The following is a 19766-nucleotide window of genomic DNA, read 5'->3' on the forward strand; positions in this document are numbered from 1 at the left end:
GTCGGCGAACGTGCGAACCACGGCTGTAAGAACCTATTTGCGCTTACAGCTGCAAAGTAACCTCAGTTTGTCCGGTGTAAGAACRTATRCGTGCTTATAGCTTCTTTTCGGCGTCGGCGAACGTGCGAATCACTTGCTTTAGGAAACTATTTGCGCTTACAGCTGCAAAGTAACCTCAGTTTGTCCAGTGTAAGAGCGTATACGTGCTTACAGCTTCATTCCAGCGTTGATGAATGTGCGAATCACTGCTGTAAGAACCTATTTGTGCTTACAGCCACAAAGTAACCTCAGTTTGTCCGCTGTAAGAACGTATRCGTGCTTACAGCTTTTTTTCGGCGTCGGCGAACGTGCGAATCACTGCTTTAGGAACCTATTTGCGCTTATAGCTTCAAAGTAACCTCAGTTTGTCCAGTGTAAGAACGTATACGTGCTTACAGCTTTTTTTCGGCGTCGGCGAACGTGCGAATCACTGCTATAGGAACCTAATTGCGCTTACAGCTGCAAAGTAACCTTAGTTTGTCCGCTGTAAGAACGTATGCGTGCTTACAGCTTCTTTTCGGCGTCGGCGAACGTGCGAATCACTGCTGTAAGAACCTATTTGCGCTTACAGCTGCAAAGTAACCTCAGTTTGTCCAGTTTAAGAACGTATACGTGCTTACAGCTTCATTCCGGTGTCGGCGAACGTGCAAATCACTGCTATAGGAACCTATTTGCGCTTACAACAACAAAAAGAAGGCCGCTCCCAGGTAAAATCCTACCTAGAAGCAGCCCTCCTGAGCTCGCTCATTTACAACAATTACTTGCCGTTAATCAAAGCAAGGTTTTCTTGCCATCTTGCTGTACGGTACTCATTTACTTTATCGAAGCCAAGCGAGGTTGTAGTCTTTTTCGCTTCCTCGATCAAGCTAAGCACCTCTGCATCGCTTTTCGCGAACAGAATTTTTCCGAAATACTCGTTCGCTGTTTCCGTCACCTGCTGATTAATGATTCCTTCATCCGTCTCTGGAGCCGGATCAATGTTATTGAATTGCGTCATATTCATTGATGTTTTCCATGCAATGTTAAGCTGTGCCAACGAACCCCAGTTGCGTTGTTCTTCCGGCAGCGTTTGCTCGATCTTTTGCTTGCTCGTATCTACAAAGGTTGCGTTTCCTGCCCATACATAGGCTTCCAGCTTATCTTTGTCCTTCTCTTCTTGCGGCGTGCTGAACCATTTATCATTCGGAATCGGTGCGCCATCCGCATCAAATTCATCCCAGTACAAGCCTTTTGGCCCGAAGAACATGATACGAGTGCCTTCCTCGCCCGTCATCCAATCCAAATACGCAAAAATACCTTCTGGATTTTTAGCGCTTGTTGTAATGACGTTAACGTTCCAGCCTAGTGCGTTATAACCGTTTGGATAAATTTTGTTTTTATCCAAGCCTGATTTAGCAATTGGCCAAATAAATTCATAACCTGCATTTGGATCTTTTGCCTTTAATGCGTTATGGCCTTCGCGTCCCACATTAGTCGCATTACCGCCAACAAATACAGCTACTCTGCCCGTTGCAAGCTTCTCTTTTACCTGATCATCCTTTTGAGTCATCGCATCCTGTGTCATAAGGCCTTCTCTAAATAGCTTGCTTGCGAACAGCATCGTTTCTTTCCAAGCTTCGTTGTTGTAAATCGTATCAAACTTATCCCCATTAGGATATGCTTTCATCGAATGGAACGCACCGTTTGCACCCTCCTGGAAGCTAGGGAACATGACCTCAACGCCCGAGCCGTTTCCGCCTACCTCTAATGGAATCACGTCCGGATATTTATCTTTGACCTGCTTTAAGTAAGCATACAAATCATCGATTGTTTCAAGCTTCGGTGAGCCAAGGTCTGCGTAAATTTTCTTGTTCACAAACCAGCCGCCGTTCCCCGTAGGCGCTGCTGTATACCAGTTCGGGAATTGATAGATTTTGCCGTCGCTCGAGCGGAGCATGTTTAGCGTCTCTTCGCCTGCCCATTTCTTCAGGTTCGGATATTTGTCGATATAATCATCCAGCGGAACGAGCGCTCCTGCAGCTCTCAGTCGTTCTACTTCAGGTCCCCGGTCCATCATAATTGCACCCGGAAGCTCCTTCGACGCAATCATCGTGCTCAGCTTTTGCGCTGCAGCGCCGCCAGATTGAATAGGCTCTACAGTTACTTTTAGATTATCTTGTACCCATTTACTATTCGGATTAGCACCCCACGGCTCCGTAGTCCACCAATCATAATGAACATAATAAGAAAAGTTTACCGGTGTTTCTCCCAAAACAAATCCATTGCTAGTCTCTGTTTTATTCGTGCCTTCCTTACCTGTATTGCCCGAATTGCTTGATTTTCCGCCGTCGTTGCTGGAGCAGCCAGCTAGAAGCACAGTACCGGCAAGACCAGCGGTCATAAGCACAGTTAACAGCTTTTTTCCTTTCATGTTCGTAAACCTCCCAATTTTTAATATATATACTCATACCCAACACCTAAGCGCTAAGGTCGAATACCCGCATTACTCCTTTAAGGAGCCGATCATTACGCCTTTTACGAAAAAACGCTGTACGAACGGATACACCAAAACGATAGGAATCGTCGCTACCATCATCGTAGCCATCGTTAAGGATTTGCTCGTCACACTCTGCATTCTGCTTAACGCATCTGAGGCGGCACCGCTTCCTTGTGAAGCGATCGAGAGCTGCTCGCTCATCGTGTTGGAGTTCATAATTTGCTGCAGTAAAGTTTGAATTGGATATAGCTTAGCGTCATTAATGAAAATAGTAGCTGTAAACCAGTCATTCCAGTGATAGACAGCCGTAAATAGTGAAAGCGTTGCCAAAACAGGCCCAGATAAAGGCAATACAATTTTGAAAAAGATCCCAAACGTACTGGCTCCATCGATCTTGGCAGATTCCTCTAGTCCATCAGGCAGCCCCATAAAGAAGGTACGGAATATAATCATATTCCACACGCTTACCGCTGTCGGAATGACCATAACCCAGAACGTATCCATTAAGCCAAGCTCGCGGTTCAGCAGGTAAAAGGGAATAAGTCCCCCGCTGAAATACATCGTAATAATCGCAAAGATCATATAATACTTTTTGCCGATAACGCCTTTAACGGACAAGCCATAAGCGAAGATGGCCGTTAAGAAAATAGAGATCAACGTCCCGACAATGGTACGGGACACCGAGATTAGGAACGCATCAATAATCCGGTTATTTTGAAATACGATTCTATAATTATCAATCGTGAACACCCTTGGCCATAACGTTATTCCGCCTTTTGCCGTGTCGAGCCCTTCGTTAAAGGAGATCACCGCGGAGTTCCAGAACGGGTACAGCGTAGCGAGCCCAAGTAACACTAGTAAAATATAAATCCAAACCTGCAATACTTTATCGCTGCTGCTCAGCTTCACTAGGCTTCACCACTTTTCTGAATATTGATAGAAGTTCGCTGAATTACCATAGGCTTGAACCTGCTCTCCTAGCCATGTAGTTTGCCATCGTCAGCAAGCCTACACTTATAATCGCTTTAAACAGACCAACAGCGGCCGCATACGAGAAGCGGTTATTAATAATGCCTACCCGGTAAGCATACGTATCGATGACGTCCGCCACATCTCGGAGCATTGCACTCCTGCCGAGCAAGAGCAAATCATCAAACCCTGCATTCAATAAGCTTCCGATGTTCAGAATTAGAAAAATAATAATAACCGGAGTAATCGATGGAAGCGTTATCAAAAATATTTGTTTAAATTTGCTGGCACCATCAATAGAAGCCGCTTCATACAAGCTGGGATTCACGCCTGCGATAGCTGCTAAATAAACAATCGTTGCAAATCCGATTTCCTTCCACAAATTCGTCGTCACGATAATTCCCCAGAAATATTCGGGCAAAGACAAGAAATTAATCGGCTTATCAATAAGCCCAAGCGCTTGCAGTGAAATATTTAAGCTGCCATTATCCACGGACAATATGGAGATCGTAAAACCAGACACGATAACCCATGATAAGAAGTGAGGCAAATAACTGATCGTTTGAATGATTCTTTTGAAAGCCATATTTCTTACTTCGTTTAACATCAGGGCAAGCAGAATCGGAGCCGGAAAGTTAATGACCAGCTTAAGCAAGCTGATCACAATCGTATTCCGAATGACTCTATAAAAATCCGGCGAGTTAAAAAACATTTCGAAATGTTTAAAACCCGCCCATGTGCTGCCAAAAAAACCTTTAAATAAGCTGTAGTCCTGAAATGCCATCAAGACACCGTACATCGGAAAATAATTAAAAACGAGTATAAAGATCAGTGCTGGAAATATCATGAGCTGTACTTGCCATTGCGCCAGAAACCGCCGCCACAGCGGTTTCTCTCTTCGCGAGCTCTTTACTGCTGCATTTGCCGTAACAGGTGTTTGCACGCTACCTCAGCCTCCTTATACTCTCCTCATTTAACCCTTAACTGCACCAGCCGTAATTCCGCGTGACATTTGCTCTGTAAACAACAAATAGATGATAACTGTCGGCAAAGCGATGATGGTCATTACAGCGAACTGTGCGCCATAATTGGAAGAGTACTGACCGGTAAACTTCATAATGGAAAATGGCAGCGTCTTGAAGGTTTCGGATGTTAGAAATGTATTGGCCATAATGAATTCATTCCACCAGCTGATGAAGTTCATAATACAAACCGTCGCAATGGCAGGTTTCGTCATCGGCATAATAATGCGGAAAATAACGCCATAGACCGAACAGCCGTCCATAACCGCCGACTCCTCTATGCTCTTCGGAATGGTTTCAAGAAAACCCGAAATAATGAGCAAGCTTATTGGCAGCGAGAAAGCAATGTAAGGAAGGATCAAGGACAAAGGATTATCAATGAGATTCAGCTTGTCGAACAAAATAAAGTTCGGCAGCAAAGTCGCATGAATCGGTACGATCATACCGAGCATAATGAACGCCATCGCAGGACCGCGCAGCTTCCATTCCATTCGAGTGAACGCATAGCCGAGCATAAGCGCTAGAAAAGCAGCAACCAAGATGGTTACGGTCGTAATAAAAACACTGTTTAATAGAAACTTTGGAACGCTCCCGTAATTGAATGCATTCACATAGTTATTCCATTCAAATGTTTTGGGCCATTTTAATATGCCGCTGCCAAAAAAATCTCCGCTCTTCAGAAAGGAATAATTGATGAGCCAAATGAGCGGAAAAATTTGCAGAAGCGCTACGACCCATAAAACGAGATGAAGAATGACCTTTAATGCGGGCGATGCGGCGTCCTTCTTCTTGCCGTTTTTCGCTTGGCGATTGGTCTTAGCTGCAAGAGCTTCCACGGGCATGCCTCCTAAAATAATTCATATACCAAATGTCCATATACAAGGGTGAGTATTAAAACTCACCAACATCTTTTTTGAACGCTTTGTTCATCGCTACCGTAATAATGAGACAAATGATAACGAACACAACGGATATTGCGTTTCCATAGCCGTACAGCGACGAGGAAAACGCCGTTTTATATAGGTAATTACCAATAAATTGTGTCGTATTGGCAGGTCCTCCGTTCGTCATGAGGAATACGGTTTCCATCTGCTTCAAGCAAGCCGTAACCGCGATGACAACTGCAACTCGAACCATTGGCGAGAGAAGTGGGATAATAACACGCGTATACAGCTTCACTCTTCCAGCTCCATCAAGCTCTGCCGCCTCATATATATCCTTTGGTATGCCTTGAAGTCCGGCGTAATAAAGCAGAAGCGCATAACCAAAGCCTTGCCACATGACCACAACGATAATGCACCAAATGGCAATATTTGAATCGCCCAGCCAATCCTGTTTCCAGGTGCTTAGACCAACGCCTTCAAGCAATTTATTTAACATCCCAAAGTTCGGATGAAATACGCTTACCCACATTTTCGAAGTAACAACGATTGAAATCACTGCTGGTATAAAAAAGATAGCCCGAAACCATTTCTCTAGCTTTCCTGCATGCATTACAAATATGGAGAACAAAAGCGCAATCGGGTGTTGAATCAGAAGCGTAGCTGCAAGCAGCAGCAGGGCATTAAGCAATGAACGCCAAAAAACGCTGTCATGAAACAAAATCTTTTGGTAATTCTCGAGTCCAACGAACTCGTAAGCACCGATTCCTGTCCAATTCGTCGTACCGTAATATGCACTCATAATGATAGGAAAGCAAACCATGAAGAGAAACAGCATAAAACCCGGTGCGACTAGCCAAAAAATGGTGATGCGATTGCTCATCAGTTTGTGCATGGTTCTCCCCGCTCTCTCTTTGGTAGAAGGCGGGGCAGACCGAATGAATTCGGCTGCCCCATCAGCTAACTAGCTCATTTGTTTACTTCAGAACACCGACAGCTGCGTCCATTTCTGTTAAGAACTGCTCAGGTGTAATTTGTTTTCCAAACAGCTTTTGGTKAGCTTCCATTACTTTTGTCTTGAATTCATCCGTACCGTTATCATGTACCGGTGTACCGCTGGAAGAAGTCATAGCGCTGAAAATGCCAACCAATTGTTTTTGAAGCGCTGTTTCGTTGCCTGTCAGGAATTGATCAAACTTCTGAGCCGGAGTGCCTGATCCTGTTTGCCATACTTGCTTCGCCCAGTTCTCAGGCTTGAAGAAATATTGCAAGAAAGCGACTGCTGCTTCAGGGTGCTTCGATGTTTTGGATACGGAGTAACCGCCGCCATACCATGCAGCTACATCTGTTGCTTTGCCTTTGTCAGAAGCCGGGTAAGAGATCGCTCCTACGTTATTGCGGAAATCTTCAGGGAAGTTCTCGTCTGTTGCAAGGCCTGCTTCCCAGTTGCCCATCACGAACATTGCCGCTTGGCCTTGCCCGAACAAGTTGCGGGAAGTGCCGTAATCTGCTGTCATGAAGCCGTCTGCAAGCGCTTTGTTCTCTGCCAGTGCAGCGATGTCTTGTGCTGCTGCAAGGAAGTCAGCGTCGCCTGAGAATTTAGCTTCACCCTTCAATACCGCATCCATTTTGTCAAAATTGCCTGTGTGGCGCTGTGCTGCATACTCGAACCAGATTGGCAGAGACCAGCCTTCCATTGCGTTCGTTGCAAGCGGGTTAATACCTTTTGCTCTCAGCTGCTTGGATACTTCAAGCAATTCTGCCGTTGTTGTTGGAACCGTTAAGTTATTGTCGTCAAAAATTTTCTTGTTATAGTAGATAACCAAGAAATCTGTACCGCGCGGCAATCCGTATAGTTTGCCGTCTTGGGAGAATCCATCTTTTGCACCTGGTACAAAGTTGCTGCTCTCAAAATCTGCTTCATTTAACTCAAGCAGCATGTTGTTGTCGATCAAAGGTTTAATAAAAGATGTTTGGCCCCACGCCTGGATAATGTCAGGTACTGCATCTGTTGATGCATATACTTTAATTTTCGCTTTATAAGGCTCATCTTGAAGCGCTTCTACTTCTATTTTCACATTTGGATTTTCTGCCATATAACTATCAATGATTGCTTGCTCGATTTTACCAGCACCATTAGAGCGGTCAGCCAGCGCTGTGAAAAACTTAAGTGTTACCTGCTCCGGCTCCTTCTCTTTCGGCGCATCCGTTTCTTTTGCTGCATTCGTTGGACTATTCGTCGCTTCGCTGCCTCCGTTTTTCCCATTATTGCCGGAGCTGCATGCTGCTACTGTAAAAACCATCATTATTGCTACTAGCGAAATCCATATTTTTCTCATCGCTACCCCACCTTTTTTTATTTGAGCAGGCGTTCCCTGTTCTGTCCCCATTATAACGTGTTATATCTGCGACAAAATATGATCCAAATTTAAGAATAGATGCCTCATTTTTTGGATCATTCCCAAAATCAGCCTAACTGGATTTATTTCTTGGTATACTGAAGTCACAAATCTGAATGCTACAGGTGAACATGATGCGATCCTTATTTACTCCCTTTCGACATATTACGCTGCAACGGAAACTGCTTACCTTAGTCATTCCCCTTCTGATTGCAACCGTTGGGATTACCGGGCTGTATTCTTATTACATTGCCTCGGGAGAAGTGGTCGATAAGCTTCATCAATCTCAAATGAACATGGCGATCAAGACAAAGGATCAACTCGACTATTTTGCCAAAAACACGTTAAGCTTCTCTAATTACTTGTTTCTAAATCCGACCGTTCAAAGCATGGTTATGAATGGCGACACGCAGCAGCGCCGTGATCAAGTGTTCAAAAATTTGCTGCCGCTTATGGTTACCGGCGAAACGATCCAATCGCTAGTGCTTTATCCCTCTACGAAGGATGATGTGCCCGCTCAGCCGTTTGCGATTACACAGACCGGTATTGCAAGCGCTATCAGCCTTGAGCGTTTTATGAAAACGCGTTACTATGAGAGGCTCGCTAATACAGAATCAGGACAAATATGGGATATGTTTTATCCTTCGGATGGTATTTTGCTTGGTGATACCCATCACAAGATCGTTTTAGTGAAGCCATACAAAAACTTTTACAACTATGTTCGAAGCGGCCTTTTAATTATAGGGATGGACGCAGATAAGCTAAGCAAATCCTTATATCATGACGATGAGGAAGCTACACAGTTTGTAATGAATGATCAAGGCACCATACTCGCCTCAACTGATTTGCGCATGATTGGCAAACCGATAACAATGCTTCCTGTGTTCGATCAGATGAATACAGCTGCCATTGAACCCGCAGAAGGATTAGCGCTGCTTAAGGAAAATGAACATTATATCGTTTCAGATTCCTTATCGGATATTACCGGCTGGCGTACTGTCGTTATCCAAGATCGCAGCAAGCTGGTGCTCGAATTAAAGCATATCGGCTCCGTCACCTTCTCGATCATGGCGATCGTTACGCTTATCACGATTATTGTCTCTTGGGTCATTGCCCGCATTATTACGAATCCGATGAAAAAGCTGATGTTCTCCATGAGGGCGCTCCAAACGGGGGATTTTACGCAGAGGGTACACTTCAACGGCAACGATGAGATCGGCAGACTCGGCCATTTGTACAATACGATGGTTGGACGAATTAAAACCTTAATTGATGACGTATATGCTTCGCGTCTGAAGCAGAAGGAAGCCGAGCTGAAGGCGCTGCAATCGCAAATTAATCCACATTTTCTATACAACACTTTAAATATGATAAACTGGAGCGCCGTGCAGAAGGGGGATAAAGAAATATCCGAGATGGTCCTCTCACTCTCCCAAGTGTTCCGACTAAGCCTGAATAGCGGCAACGATTTTGTAGAGCTGAAGCACGAGATCGAGCTGGTACGAAACTATTTATTTTTGCAAAAGAAACGATTTACGACGAGGTTTAATTTTGAGATTGATTTGGAGCCCTCGATTGAGCACTTTCGTATGCCTAAGCTGCTCCTGCAGCCGCTCGTCGAGAATGCGATTATCCATGCCATCGAGCCCTCAGGCGGAAATGGACATATTCACATCAAGGCTTATACAGAGGACTCGCTTATTATTCTTGAAGTCACCGATAACGGGCCTGGCATGCCGGAGAAGCAGGTACATCTTCTTAATCAACCAACCGTAGAGGAGCCGATGCGCAACTTGCAAACGGATGACGCTCACTCTGGGATGGCACTGGCTAACATCAAGGAGAGGCTCGCTTTATTTTATGAACAGGCAGAATTCGAGATCGTAAGCAAGGAAGGCTTAGGCACAAGGGTGCAACTGCGAATTAAACAAGGAGGGAATGGAAATGGTGCTTAAAATGATCGTTGCAGAGGATGAGCAATCGTTCCGAGAAGGCATTCTTACACTTGTCGACTGGAAGCTGTATGGCATTGAGATTGCCGGAGAAGCGGAGAATGGCAAACAGGCTTTGGAAATGATTCATAACAATCCCCCTGATTTGCTGCTGACCGATATCCGTATGCCTTTTCTAAACGGTCTTGACCTTATTCGTGAAGCCAAAGCAGCCGGCCATGAATTTCATTCTGTGCTGCTTACCGGCTACAATGAGTTTGAGTATGCCAAGGAAGCGATCAAGCTTGGCGTTTCGGACTACCTCTTAAAGCCTTGTATGCCGCATGATATTATTCGTGTAATTCTGGACTTAAAGCAAAAAATTGAACAATCCGAAAATGAAGATAAAGCTTTAAATGCCCTTAACCGCAGCTGGAACCGCAACCTTCATCTGCTGAAAAATCAGATTTTATCGCAATGGGTTCAGCATCCGCTCATGCCTCTGGAGGATCGATCCAGCGTAATGAGCGAAGTGGACATGGCGCTCTCGTGCGGACCCATTCAAGTCGGTCTGATCCGCATTGACTCCAACAAGGCGCAGAACGTCACCGCATCCAAACGTGATTTGGAGCTTATACGTTATGCGCTGCTGAATATTGCAGGTGAAACCCTTCGGCCGTTGTACGATGGCAAGCTTGAGGTGTTTCGCCATGGCGACGAGATGTTATGGATCGGAAATTATCCGGAAAATACGACCAACGAGGCGATTGAAGGTGCTATGAAGGAGCTCCAGCTTAATCTTGAAGCTTATTTGAAGCTCTCGATCAGCATATCAATCAGCTCTGCAGCTGCTTCGGTTGATTATGCGCATATCGGTTACCAGCAAGCGATTGAAGCGATGGAAGCCAGATTCTATCAAGGAAGAGGCGGCATTTTTTTTCATGCCGAGGCTGGTAAGCAGACCGCTGCCAAAAGCTCCATTCTAGACGATGCTTATTTGCATCGACTCGAGAAAGACCTGCTTCTCGCCTTGCAGAACGAGCATTATGAGCAGGCAGTCGATGCCATTGAAGCGAGCATGTCGCATATTCGGAACAATTCGAGCTATTCCAAAGCTGAGGTTCATCTGCGCTCCACAAGTCTTATTCTAGAGCTGCAAAAATTCGCCCAAGAGCGCAAAGTTGCCTCTATCGAATGGCAGGACAGCTTCGTGAACTGGATCGAGCAAATCCCTAACATGGAGACGCTTGATGACTGCTCCGTCGTCCTTCAAAAAATCGTGCAAAGCATCGTCGAGGCTGTATCGAACCAGAAGTCACTGCATCGTACTGTGCATGCTACCATTGAGCTGATTAAGCAAAAGTACAATACAAATCTCACACTAGAGCTTGCTGCCAAGGAAACCTTCGTCAGCAATTCCTATTTAAGCTCATTGTTCAAGCAAGAGCTTGGCGTTAACTTCCTTGACTATTTGCATCAATACCGCGTAGAGCAATCGAAGGAGCTGCTGCGCCAAAGCTATAAAATTTATGCGGTTTCCAAGCTGGTCGGCTATCAGGAGGAACGTCACTTTAGCTCAACCTTCAAGAAATGGACGGGGCTTACGCCGCGGCAATATCAAAAAAACTACAATGCGGGTTGACTCAAGCCGTGTGCCGCATAACAAAAAAACTACGACGGCAAGAGGCCACTGAAAATCTTAAAAATTAAAGTTAATACATTCTCCTCTACTATCGATTTCAAACTGTGAAAGTTAAGTTAAAAAGTCCCAGTGAGCTCTTGCCTCACTGGGACTTACTTGTTTTCCTATTTACATTAAGCTTTCAAAAAAACGGTTTTAATTGAGGTGAAAAATTCGATTGCCGCTTGCCCCTGCTCTCTCGAATGCGAGCTGGATTGCTTCATTCCGCCAAATGGTGCTTGCAGCTCCACACCTGCCGTTTCCGCATTTATGCGTACCAAGCCTGCATCCATATCAGAGATAAAGGTTAGTATATGGCTAATATTTTGTGTATAAATAGAGGCACTCAGTCCATATTCCACGTCATTGGCCAGCGATAAGGCCTCCTTCAAGTCCACAAAAGGTATGAGCGCCAGTACCGGACCAAAAATTTCCTCCTTGGCAATCGTCATATCCACGGTTACATTTTCGAAGACGGTCGGTTGCACGTAATAGCCATTCGACAATTCCTCATCCTCCGGTATGCTTCCGCCATAGAGGAGGCTAGCTCCTTCCGCGATTCCCTTATTAATGTAGGAAAGAACGGTATTACGCTGCTTTTCATTGGCACAAGGCCCCATCCATGTGGTGGAATCCTTCCCATTTCCCAGCTTCAATTGTTTAACTTGATCCAGCAGCTTCGCCCGGAACGCTTCATAAATAGAGGCTTGCACGAGGACCCTGCTCGTAGCTGTACATTTTTGTCCAGTAGATTTCAGTCCACCGCTAATCGCTGCTTCTACGGCAAGATCGAGGTTAGCATCTTCAGCGACGATAAGCGGATTTTTTCCGCCCATCTCCAACTGATACTTGGCTCCACGTGAAAGAGCCGCTTGGCCAATCTGCTTCCCTACTTTATTGGACCCTGTAAAGGTAATACCTTGAATATTGGAATGATTGGCAATACCGCCACCAATTAGAGCACCGTCACCTGTGACCATATTGACAACGCCAGACGGAAAGCCTGCTTCCTCAAAGCATGCAAGCAGCTTTGCTGCCGTAATCGACGTTTCAATGGCTGGTTTTATGACAATCGTATTGCCATAAATAAGCGCCGGTGCCATTTTCCACATCGGGATCGCAACCGGAAAATTCCACGGCGTTATGATACCTACGACACCTAGAGGCACTCTAGTTGTGAACATGATCGCCTCAGGGTCAGTTGAAGGTATAACGTCACCTGTCTTCCGCATGCCTTCACCGGCATAATAACGAAGAATGGCAACTCCACGAGCCGTTTCACCTTTACATTCCGCAAGGGTCTTGCCCATCTCGCGCATCATAGTTCCAGCTATATCTTCCAGTCTTGCCTCCAAAAGGTTGGCTGCCTTGAACAAATAATCGCCCCGCGCTGCGCCCGAGAGCCGGCGCCACGCTTCTTTGGCACGATTAGCGGCGCTCACCGCAAGCTCAAGATCCGCTTCGTTGGAATCCTGCACATATCCGACAATCTCAGACGAATTCGCAGGATTAATGCTTTCCGTCAACCTTCCGGTTGCGGATACGCTCCATTTTCCATCAATAAAGTTTAAATAAGTCTGCTCTGTAGCCATTTCTCTATTCACTCCATCCCTTGGGTTATCGCATTAGTGCACTGAGGGAATTCCCAGCCCTTCGGCAAACTTGTCGGATTGAATGGCAGACGAATGATATCGATCGAGAACTTGAATGCCCAAATGAGCTCTGCGCACTTTCTCCCTGCACTGCGCGATGGCCAGCTCCTTGTTGTGAATACCCGCCGGATACACGCTAACAGCATTTCGAAGCCCGAATTTCAGATAAACTGGCGAAGCGATTCTTACAATTTCCGGAATTTCATAGTTGCGGATAAAACCGCCCATATCGTCCGGCGACTCAATATAGAGATCGATCGGAGCATCAACCACGGTTCGAATCGATGACAGCTGCGGCAGAGTAATATCGCCAGGCAAATTCAAAGTAGTCCCGCCAAGCTCCGTAAAAATCCGAGCATTTACAGGGTTGGTTGGGCTCATCAACGCTGAAATCTTAACGACTAAATTGGCTGGCAGCTGTCCCTTGATTTTCGCTTGATTGATCAGCCATAATAAGCCTTCATCCGCCACAAGAACGCTTCGAATGCCTAATTCAGCCGCACGAAATATTTCTTCCAATCCATAGAGCAGCTGATCCATTCCGGCGTGCCGCCCGCCTAGCAGCTTTCCGCTGCTGCTAAGAGACATCGCTCCGATATCGAAGCTCATTCGCGGCCCAACGAAGAGGCATACCTCCATCCCTTCCGCCATGCCCATTTGAACCATATCGTTAATTTCGGAATCGCTTAACAGCATAATTCCGCTGCCCTGAGAGACGCGGTTGACCGTTAGTCCCCATTGTTTGGCTTCTGCAATAACGCTCTCCATTATTGCAGGGCCCTCTACCGAAGGGATTTCCACACGGTAATGGGCTCCATCTTCAAATGTTTTTACGCTTGTCGCGAGCTGATACTGTTCTTTGTCCGGCAAGCCAAGACTAGCCGCAAACGCTTGAGCTTTGTTCATCGTTGTTTCCCCCTCGAATCATTCCATGTATGTGAATGACTAACTCCCACTAGCCTCTTCCGACGGTTGGTTCTATAAATTTAACTTCCTCTTTGGATTTTGGACGCAGAAAATCAAGGTCGCAGCCTTGGTCGGCTTGCAATACATGATCCGCATGCAGCTTCATAAACCCTCGCTTATGCGCACGAACAGGCGACCAATCACGCAGACGCTCACGTATTTCCACATCCGCTAGCTCTACGCTGATCGTACCGTGATCCAGATCGACCACAATCCAGTCCCCGCTTCGAATGGCAGCGATAGGCCCTCCAAGCTGGGCTTCCGGTGAAACATGCAAAATATTCGTTCCGAAGCTAGTTCCGCTCATTCGGGCGTCGCTGATTCGTACCATATCCCGAATTCCCTGCTTTAGCAGCTTCTTCGGAATCGGCAGCGCTCCCCATTCGGGCATCCCTGCTCCCACCGGTCCGCAGTTTCGCAGGACTAACACGGAGGTCTCATCGACCTCCAGCTGTTCGCTATCTATGGTTTCATTCATCTCTTCATAGCTATCGAATACTATGGCTTGGCCTCTATGCCGGTGACTGATTAAGGAACTAGCCGCTCGTTTCAGAACAGCTCCCGCAGGAGCAAGATTGCCTGTTAGTATGGCAATGCCCGCTTCCGATTTGAATGGCTCGGCCACCGAATAAATAACCGTATCCTTATAGGCTGGATAATCGCGATAACATTCTTCAAGCGTTGTTCCAAGCGCGCTAAGACAAGTCGCATCCAGCTCGGGCAGCAGTCTGCTGATCACCGCTCCAAGCCCGCCTGCTTCAAAAAAATCATCCATGCTATGCTCTCCGCTCGGCTGGAGATTGACCAAAAGCGGGATGCCCTTAGATTTTTCTTCATAGCGCTTCAAAGGGATATGAATTCCGAGCCGCCCTGCAATTGCAGTCAAGTGGATAACCGCATTGGTAGAGCCGCCAAGCGCTGCAAGCAGCTTGATGGCATTATCAAATGCAGCTTCCGTCATTAGACGAGCCGGAGTCAGCTCTTCCCTAACCATCGCAACAATTCGTTTGCCCGTTTCTTCGGCTGCCCATTTACGGCTGGCATGCGTGGCCGGAATCGTGGAGGTGCCTGGCAGCATCATACCGAGAATCTCTGATAGGCATTTCATCGTAGAGGAGGTGCCCATAACGGGACATCCTCCCTGCGTGCATGAAATGCATTTTTCCAGCTCGCTCCATTCCTCGTCTGTCAGAAGGCCTGCATTGTAATCATCCATCAGCTTCCAAAGATCCGTCCCATAATTCACTTTCTTCCCGCGAAAGGAACCCGACGCCCGGTGTCCGGCAGCAAGCTGCAGCGAAGGAATATTGCTGCTCGCTGCACCCATAAGCTGGGCGGGTGTTGTCTTATCGCATTCGCAAAGCAGCACTGCACCGTCAATGGGCAATGCCCGAATGGATTCCTCAACGTCCATCGCCATCAAATTGCGATAAGGCAGATCGGAAGGCTTCATAAAATCAGCAGGCGTCGTGATTGTATGCATCTCCAGCGGGTATCCTCCGGCAAGCAGCACTCCGCGTTTGACAAATTCGACTAATTCTTTATGGGGCGCATTACAGCTATTCAAATCACTCCATGAGTTGAAAATGCCAATAATCGGCTTGCCTACAAATGATTCGGGAACATGCCCATTAGCCCTCATGGCCGACAGATGCTGGAATCGCGTTTCCTTCGACGGGTGTTTAAACCATCGGTCACTGCGCAAAGACATGCTCAAATCACCTCTTCAATCCGTATTCGCGTTGTTGTTGTCACTTGCTCGCCAGGCTGAAGAACACGGAAGCCCGTCAGCTCCTGCGGAAGCTGCAAGTTTGGTGCATTCGTTATCCAGGTATAAGGCTCTGGGCACAGATAACCCTGCCGTGCATCATGGTTGTAGACCACCCAATGCTTAAATTGCTCGTCCGCGCTGTACACAACGCGAATGCCGGAATTCAGATCGGTTAGCACCGCTTCATTGGCTCCCGTTCCCGCTGTCTGAAACGCATCGTCCAGCGCGTGCTCGACTAGGCTTTTCCCCTTACGCAGCTCCTCCAAATAAGGAATAGCGACAAGCTCGCCTGTTGGCAAGAAACGTTCGTCCAGCACCCACTGCTTATCCGCATTCAGAGAAAATCGGCACTGCGCCAGATCCCCTGAGGGATCAAACGGATAATTAAACGTCGTATGGTAGCCGAGTCCCCAAGGAAATGGCGAGGCATCCCGGCTGCTGATTGTCGCTTTAATCGTGAGCGTTGTCCGCTCCAAGATGTAACTCATTTGAATACTAAATAAATGTGGAAACCGAGCTAAAATCGCTTCATGCTCATCGGAATGAATAATCGTCTCCAGTACGACCCTCTCTCCCTCTGCCTCTGCCCGTAAAAGCTTCCATGGCGCATCAAATAATAAGCCATGGGTATGATTGTGTTCAGCAGCATCATTAATATCAAACTGATAGTCCCTGCCATTAAATGCAAACCTGCCATCGGCAATGCGATTGGGAGGAAAGAGGATCGGCAGGCCATACAAGATAGGATCTGCCTTGTACTTCTCCTGACTTTCCGGAAATCGCAGCAATTCAAGATCTTTATTTTTTAATCGCAAGGATAATAGGTTGCTTCCCCAAGCCGGTACCAGCGTGAACGCCAGCTCCTCATTCTGTACCCTTATTGCCGTTTCCCCATAAAGCTCAAACTGTTCGATAGCCAATTCTGCCTGCCTCCTTAATTAAAGTGCTGTCTCATCGCAGCAAGGCTGGGCAGTTCAAGAATATCATCCAGCAGCGCACGAGCCTGTTTCTCGGAACGGGTCCACGGATCCATCATAATTAACTGGACAAGATCTTCAAAGTTCCCGCTATCATAGGCCTGCAGCTCAATCTCTACGGGTGCGACACGATCGCGAAGCGCAAAGTTAATCAGAGGCTTAGGCAAGCCTTTGGTCTTAATGCCTTGAACGCCGATTCCACTGACGTAACAAGGAATTTCTACCTGAAAATCGAGCGGGATGCCCGGCACGTAGTTGCTGTCATTCAATATATTAAGGATCATCACTCTAGGCACATCACATGCTATCGCTTCAATAAAAGGAATCATCGGTTCTGACGAATGCACCGGCGGGAAATGATCCATCACTGCTTCTGTCGTATTTTCGGAAACCTTCCGGATTCTCTCTACGCCAGCTGCACCTCCCGCGAAGTAAAGATCCCGCCACCAAGCCTCAGGGTCTTCCTTATAGAGATGCTCCGTCTCTTGATCCGCATGGTGCCAAGCCGGCCAAGAGCCACCACCCGGATTTCCCGTATCGCCAATGGGAAATACGCCGAATTTCTTATAGAGATCAAGCGCTTTGGGACCTAACCAGTCGCAGGTAGCGCAGTTCTCGATGTAAGCAGCCGATTTTTCTTCGATCCAACGATCCAAAATAGGAAATGCATTTTCCCCTTTGTATCGGAACTCGGTCAGCCAAATAAAGTGATTCACGCCTGGAATCTCATACGTAATATGATTCGGGTCAAGTCCGATCACCTCAGCCACAGCTTTTACCCCGTTAGAACCATGGCAGAAGCCTGCCAGCTTGGCTTGTGGATACTTGCGCTGCAAGTAGGTTACGCCCGCCATGACCGGGTTGGACACGAGCATATACCAAGCGTCCGGACAAATTTCCAAAATATCCAGCATAACCGATTCCATCAGGCGCAGCTGATCGAAATTAATCCAGAAGCCTTCGTCATGCATCACATGCAGGCTCCCGCCAAACCGATAACCGTGCTTCCGGGCAATATCCCATCCGTCCTTCAAACGCTGATGGCCTCCGACCAGCGCAGCAAGCACGACGAAGTCAGCACCGCGTAGCGATTCTCTACGATCCGTCGTCTTCTCCAGCACCAGATGGATATTAGCTTCTTTGGCGTAGCGTTCGCAAAGGGAATATGCGCTTTCCAATCTCTGCTCATCTATATCCATAAAGCTGACGACACTGCCTTCAAGAGAAGGCGTCAAGCAGATGTCCTTGATTAGGCTGAGGGAGAACATCGCAGAGCCTGCTCCGATAATACTAATTTTAGCCATAGGTATAACCTCCATATGAGAGTGAATGATTTTGATTGAGGGCTTGTTATCAAATCGCAGCCGATGCTGCTCCGTCAATGCTTAGATTAGAGCCATTAACGACGACCGATTCGTCAGAGGCCAGAAATAACACTGCATACGCGACCTCGCGCGTCGTTGCCATTCTTCCGAGCGGCTGCTGCTGCTTGATGATCGGGTACAATTTATCCATTCCGCCCATGCTTTCGGCGAGACGGACGTTCATGTCGGTCTCCACCCAGCCTGGCGAAATCGAATTGCAGCGGATGCCTTTCTCGGCATAGGAGACGGCAATCTCTTTGGTTAAACCAATAATGCCTGCTTTGGAAGCAGAATAAGCAGTATAGCCAGGCTCCGTTAAGGAGGCCATGACAGAAGATGTATTAATGATGGAACCGCCATTTCTCTTGAGCATTTCGGGAATCGCCTTTTTACACATTAAGAACATCGACTTTAAGTTAACCTGCAGCACTTCATCCCAAGTTTCTTCCTCATAATCCAAAATATCGCCAACAGGCATAATGCCCGCATTGTTAAAAACGATATCTAGCCCGCCGTAAGCGTAGACCGCGCTTGCCACCGCATCTTCAGCCGTCTTCATCAGGCCCACGCTGCCGCATACGATCTCGCAGCTTCCGCCCATTTKGCGAATTTCGGCAGCTACCTCGTTTAATTTTTCCTCGTTGATGTCGACCAGGATAAGGCTCGCGCCTTCTTCAGCAAAGAGCAGCGCCGTTCCTTTACCGATTCCTGATGCCGCTCCTGTAATAATCGCTACTTTTGAAAAGAGCCGTCCTTGCTTCGTACTCATGTGATGACATCCTTTCCTATCCTCATTCGATATCGTTTATTTAACAGCTCCAATAACCAGCCCTTTACGAATATAGCTTTGAAAAATAATATAAATCGCAATGGGCGGCAGCGAAGCAAGCAACAGCCCTGACAATAACAGCGGGTAGTCTGAGCTGAACCGATTGAGCACAGTCGCCACCGCAACGGTTACGGTCTTTAAGCCATCCGATTGCAAATAGATGAGCGGGGTTAACAAATCGTTCCACCAGTTCGTCGCATTGAAGATCGAAACCGTGACCACGCCCGGCAAGCTCATGGGCAAAATTACTTTGAACATCGCCTGATGATATTTGGCACCGTCTATTTTTATCGCTTCGAGCACTTCATCGGGCATGGCTCTCATTAGTGAAGTGAGTAAGAAGACCGTGCTCGGAATAGCCGAGACAGACCAGATGGTCACCACGGATATGATATGGTCGGTCCAGCCGATCTTTGACATCAACAAATAGTTTGGAATGATAAAAGTAATACCCGGTATGGTCATCGTAGCGATCATAATAATATAAAATCCGTTGCGGTATTTGAATTTTAATTTGGCAAAAGCATAGGCTGCCGGAATAGACAAGGCTAGGGAAGCAACTAAGCTAAGTCCCACGTAGACAAGCGTATTGCCAAACAACCGAACAAGAGAGAAGCGATAAATGAGTGCGATGAAGTTATCAAAATACCAGGTTTTTGGAAGACCCATCGGATGTTTGATATATTCTATCGTCGGCTTCATACTGCTGATAGCCATGTAGAACAACGGATACATCGCCATAAAGGCAATGACAGCGAGCACAATAAAAATCAGAAATCTGACCATTCTTCTAGAGGCTGTTTTCATAA

The 19766-nt window shown here is 46.8% G+C and carries 15 protein-coding genes; 2 read left to right on the plus strand and 13 right to left on the minus strand.

Annotation, left to right across the window (positions count from 1 at the left end; genetic code table 11):
- Window positions 1-796: 796 nt before the first annotated feature.
- The 6 genes from AB4Z17_RS02115 to AB4Z17_RS02140 all read right to left on the minus strand — a co-directional run bounded on the left by AB4Z17_RS02115 (window position 797) and on the right by AB4Z17_RS02140 (window position 7726).
- Complete coding sequence (locus tag AB4Z17_RS02115) at window positions 797-2449, minus strand: extracellular solute-binding protein (RefSeq protein WP_339205056.1); 1653 nt, start codon at window positions 2447-2449, stop codon at window positions 797-799.
- A gap of 72 nt (window positions 2450-2521) precedes the next feature.
- A complete protein-coding gene (locus AB4Z17_RS02120) occupies window positions 2522-3424 on the minus strand; it encodes a carbohydrate ABC transporter permease (protein WP_441911977.1) in 903 nt (300 codons plus the stop codon).
- Between the two features lie 43 nt (window positions 3425-3467).
- On the minus strand, window positions 3468-4331 hold the full coding sequence (locus AB4Z17_RS02125; RefSeq protein ID WP_083681842.1) for an ABC transporter permease: 864 nt from the start codon (window positions 4329-4331) through the stop codon (window positions 3468-3470).
- Window positions 4332-4457: 126 nt separating this feature from the next.
- Window positions 4458-5342 carry a carbohydrate ABC transporter permease gene (locus AB4Z17_RS02130; protein WP_441885103.1) on the minus strand — a complete coding sequence of 295 codons (885 nt, stop codon included), beginning with the start codon at window positions 5340-5342 and terminating at the stop codon, window positions 4458-4460.
- A gap of 55 nt (window positions 5343-5397) precedes the next feature.
- Complete coding sequence (locus AB4Z17_RS02135) at window positions 5398-6270, minus strand: carbohydrate ABC transporter permease (RefSeq protein ID WP_441957874.1); 873 nt, start codon at window positions 6268-6270, stop codon at window positions 5398-5400.
- A gap of 94 nt (window positions 6271-6364) precedes the next feature.
- Complete coding sequence (locus AB4Z17_RS02140) at window positions 6365-7726, minus strand: ABC transporter substrate-binding protein (protein WP_441957876.1); 1362 nt, start codon at window positions 7724-7726, stop codon at window positions 6365-6367.
- Between the two features lie 191 nt (window positions 7727-7917).
- On the opposite strand from AB4Z17_RS02140, the gene AB4Z17_RS02145 reads away from it, so the two are divergent.
- On the plus strand, window positions 7918-9741 hold the full coding sequence (locus tag AB4Z17_RS02145; protein ID WP_441957878.1) for a sensor histidine kinase: 1824 nt from the start codon (window positions 7918-7920) through the stop codon (window positions 9739-9741).
- The gene (locus AB4Z17_RS02150) at window positions 9731-11359 is read left to right on the plus strand and encodes a response regulator transcription factor (RefSeq protein WP_441957880.1); all 1629 of its coding nucleotides are present in this window, start codon (window positions 9731-9733) and stop codon (window positions 11357-11359) included. The genes AB4Z17_RS02145 and AB4Z17_RS02150 overlap by 11 nt, the downstream gene beginning before the upstream one ends.
- Window positions 11360-11532: 173 nt before the next feature.
- Here the strand turns inward: AB4Z17_RS02150 and gucD are convergent, their stop codons facing one another.
- The 7 genes from gucD to AB4Z17_RS02185 are packed head-to-tail and all read right to left on the minus strand — an operon-like array spanning window position 11533 to window position 19764.
- A complete protein-coding gene (gene gucD / locus AB4Z17_RS02155) occupies window positions 11533-12990 on the minus strand; it encodes an alpha-ketoglutaric semialdehyde dehydrogenase GucD (protein WP_441957882.1) in 1458 nt (485 codons plus the stop codon).
- A 33-nt stretch (window positions 12991-13023) separates the two neighbouring features.
- On the minus strand, window positions 13024-13956 hold the full coding sequence (locus tag AB4Z17_RS02160; RefSeq protein WP_441957884.1) for a hypothetical protein: 933 nt from the start codon (window positions 13954-13956) through the stop codon (window positions 13024-13026).
- Between the two features lie 49 nt (window positions 13957-14005).
- Window positions 14006-15727, minus strand: coding sequence for a dihydroxy-acid dehydratase (locus AB4Z17_RS02165; RefSeq protein ID WP_441957886.1), 1722 nt, complete (start codon window positions 15725-15727; stop codon window positions 14006-14008).
- Between the two features lie 2 nt (window positions 15728-15729).
- Window positions 15730-16707 carry an aldose 1-epimerase gene (locus tag AB4Z17_RS02170; protein ID WP_441957888.1) on the minus strand — a complete coding sequence of 326 codons (978 nt, stop codon included), beginning with the start codon at window positions 16705-16707 and terminating at the stop codon, window positions 15730-15732.
- Between the two features lie 14 nt (window positions 16708-16721).
- A complete protein-coding gene (locus AB4Z17_RS02175) occupies window positions 16722-18068 on the minus strand; it encodes a family 4 glycosyl hydrolase (protein WP_441957890.1) in 1347 nt (448 codons plus the stop codon).
- 49 nt (window positions 18069-18117) lie between these two features.
- Window positions 18118-18897 carry an SDR family NAD(P)-dependent oxidoreductase gene (locus AB4Z17_RS02180; protein WP_441957892.1) on the minus strand — a complete coding sequence of 260 codons (780 nt, stop codon included), beginning with the start codon at window positions 18895-18897 and terminating at the stop codon, window positions 18118-18120.
- 36 nt (window positions 18898-18933) lie between these two features.
- Window positions 18934-19764 carry a carbohydrate ABC transporter permease gene (locus AB4Z17_RS02185; protein WP_339205068.1) on the minus strand — a complete coding sequence of 277 codons (831 nt, stop codon included), beginning with the start codon at window positions 19762-19764 and terminating at the stop codon, window positions 18934-18936.
- Between the last annotated feature and the right edge of the window lie 2 nt (window positions 19765-19766).

This window comes from Paenibacillus sp. TAF43_2 (genome assembly GCF_052113545.1).
Taxonomy (GTDB): domain Bacteria; phylum Bacillota; class Bacilli; order Paenibacillales; family Paenibacillaceae; genus Pristimantibacillus.

Bases quoted from the DNA above. Each gene is read 5' to 3' on its own strand.
- AB4Z17_RS02115 (WP_339205056.1), bottom strand. From the start codon at position 2,449: ATGAAAGGAAAAAAGCTGTTAACTGTGCTTATGACCGCTGGTCTTGCC.
- AB4Z17_RS02125 (WP_083681842.1), bottom strand. From the start codon at position 4,331: ATGATATTTCCAGCACTGATCTTTATACTCGTTTTTAATTATTTTCCG.
- AB4Z17_RS02135 (WP_441957874.1), bottom strand. From the start codon at position 6,270: ATGAGCAATCGCATCACCATTTTTTGGCTAGTCGCACCGGGTTTTATG.
- AB4Z17_RS02145 (WP_441957878.1), top strand. From the start codon at position 7,918: ATGATGCGATCCTTATTTACTCCCTTTCGACATATTACGCTGCAACGG.
- AB4Z17_RS02150 (WP_441957880.1), top strand. From the start codon at position 9,731: ATGGTGCTTAAAATGATCGTTGCAGAGGATGAGCAATCGTTCCGAGAA.
- gucD (WP_441957882.1), bottom strand. From the start codon at position 12,990: ATGGCTACAGAGCAGACTTATTTAAACTTTATTGATGGAAAATGGAGC.
- AB4Z17_RS02160 (WP_441957884.1), bottom strand. From the start codon at position 13,956: ATGAACAAAGCTCAAGCGTTTGCGGCTAGTCTTGGCTTGCCGGACAAA.
- AB4Z17_RS02165 (WP_441957886.1), bottom strand. From the start codon at position 15,727: ATGTCTTTGCGCAGTGACCGATGGTTTAAACACCCGTCGAAGGAAACG.
- AB4Z17_RS02175 (WP_441957890.1), bottom strand. From the start codon at position 18,068: ATGGCTAAAATTAGTATTATCGGAGCAGGCTCTGCGATGTTCTCCCTC.
- AB4Z17_RS02185 (WP_339205068.1), bottom strand. From the start codon at position 19,764: ATGAAAACAGCCTCTAGAAGAATGGTCAGATTTCTGATTTTTATTGTG.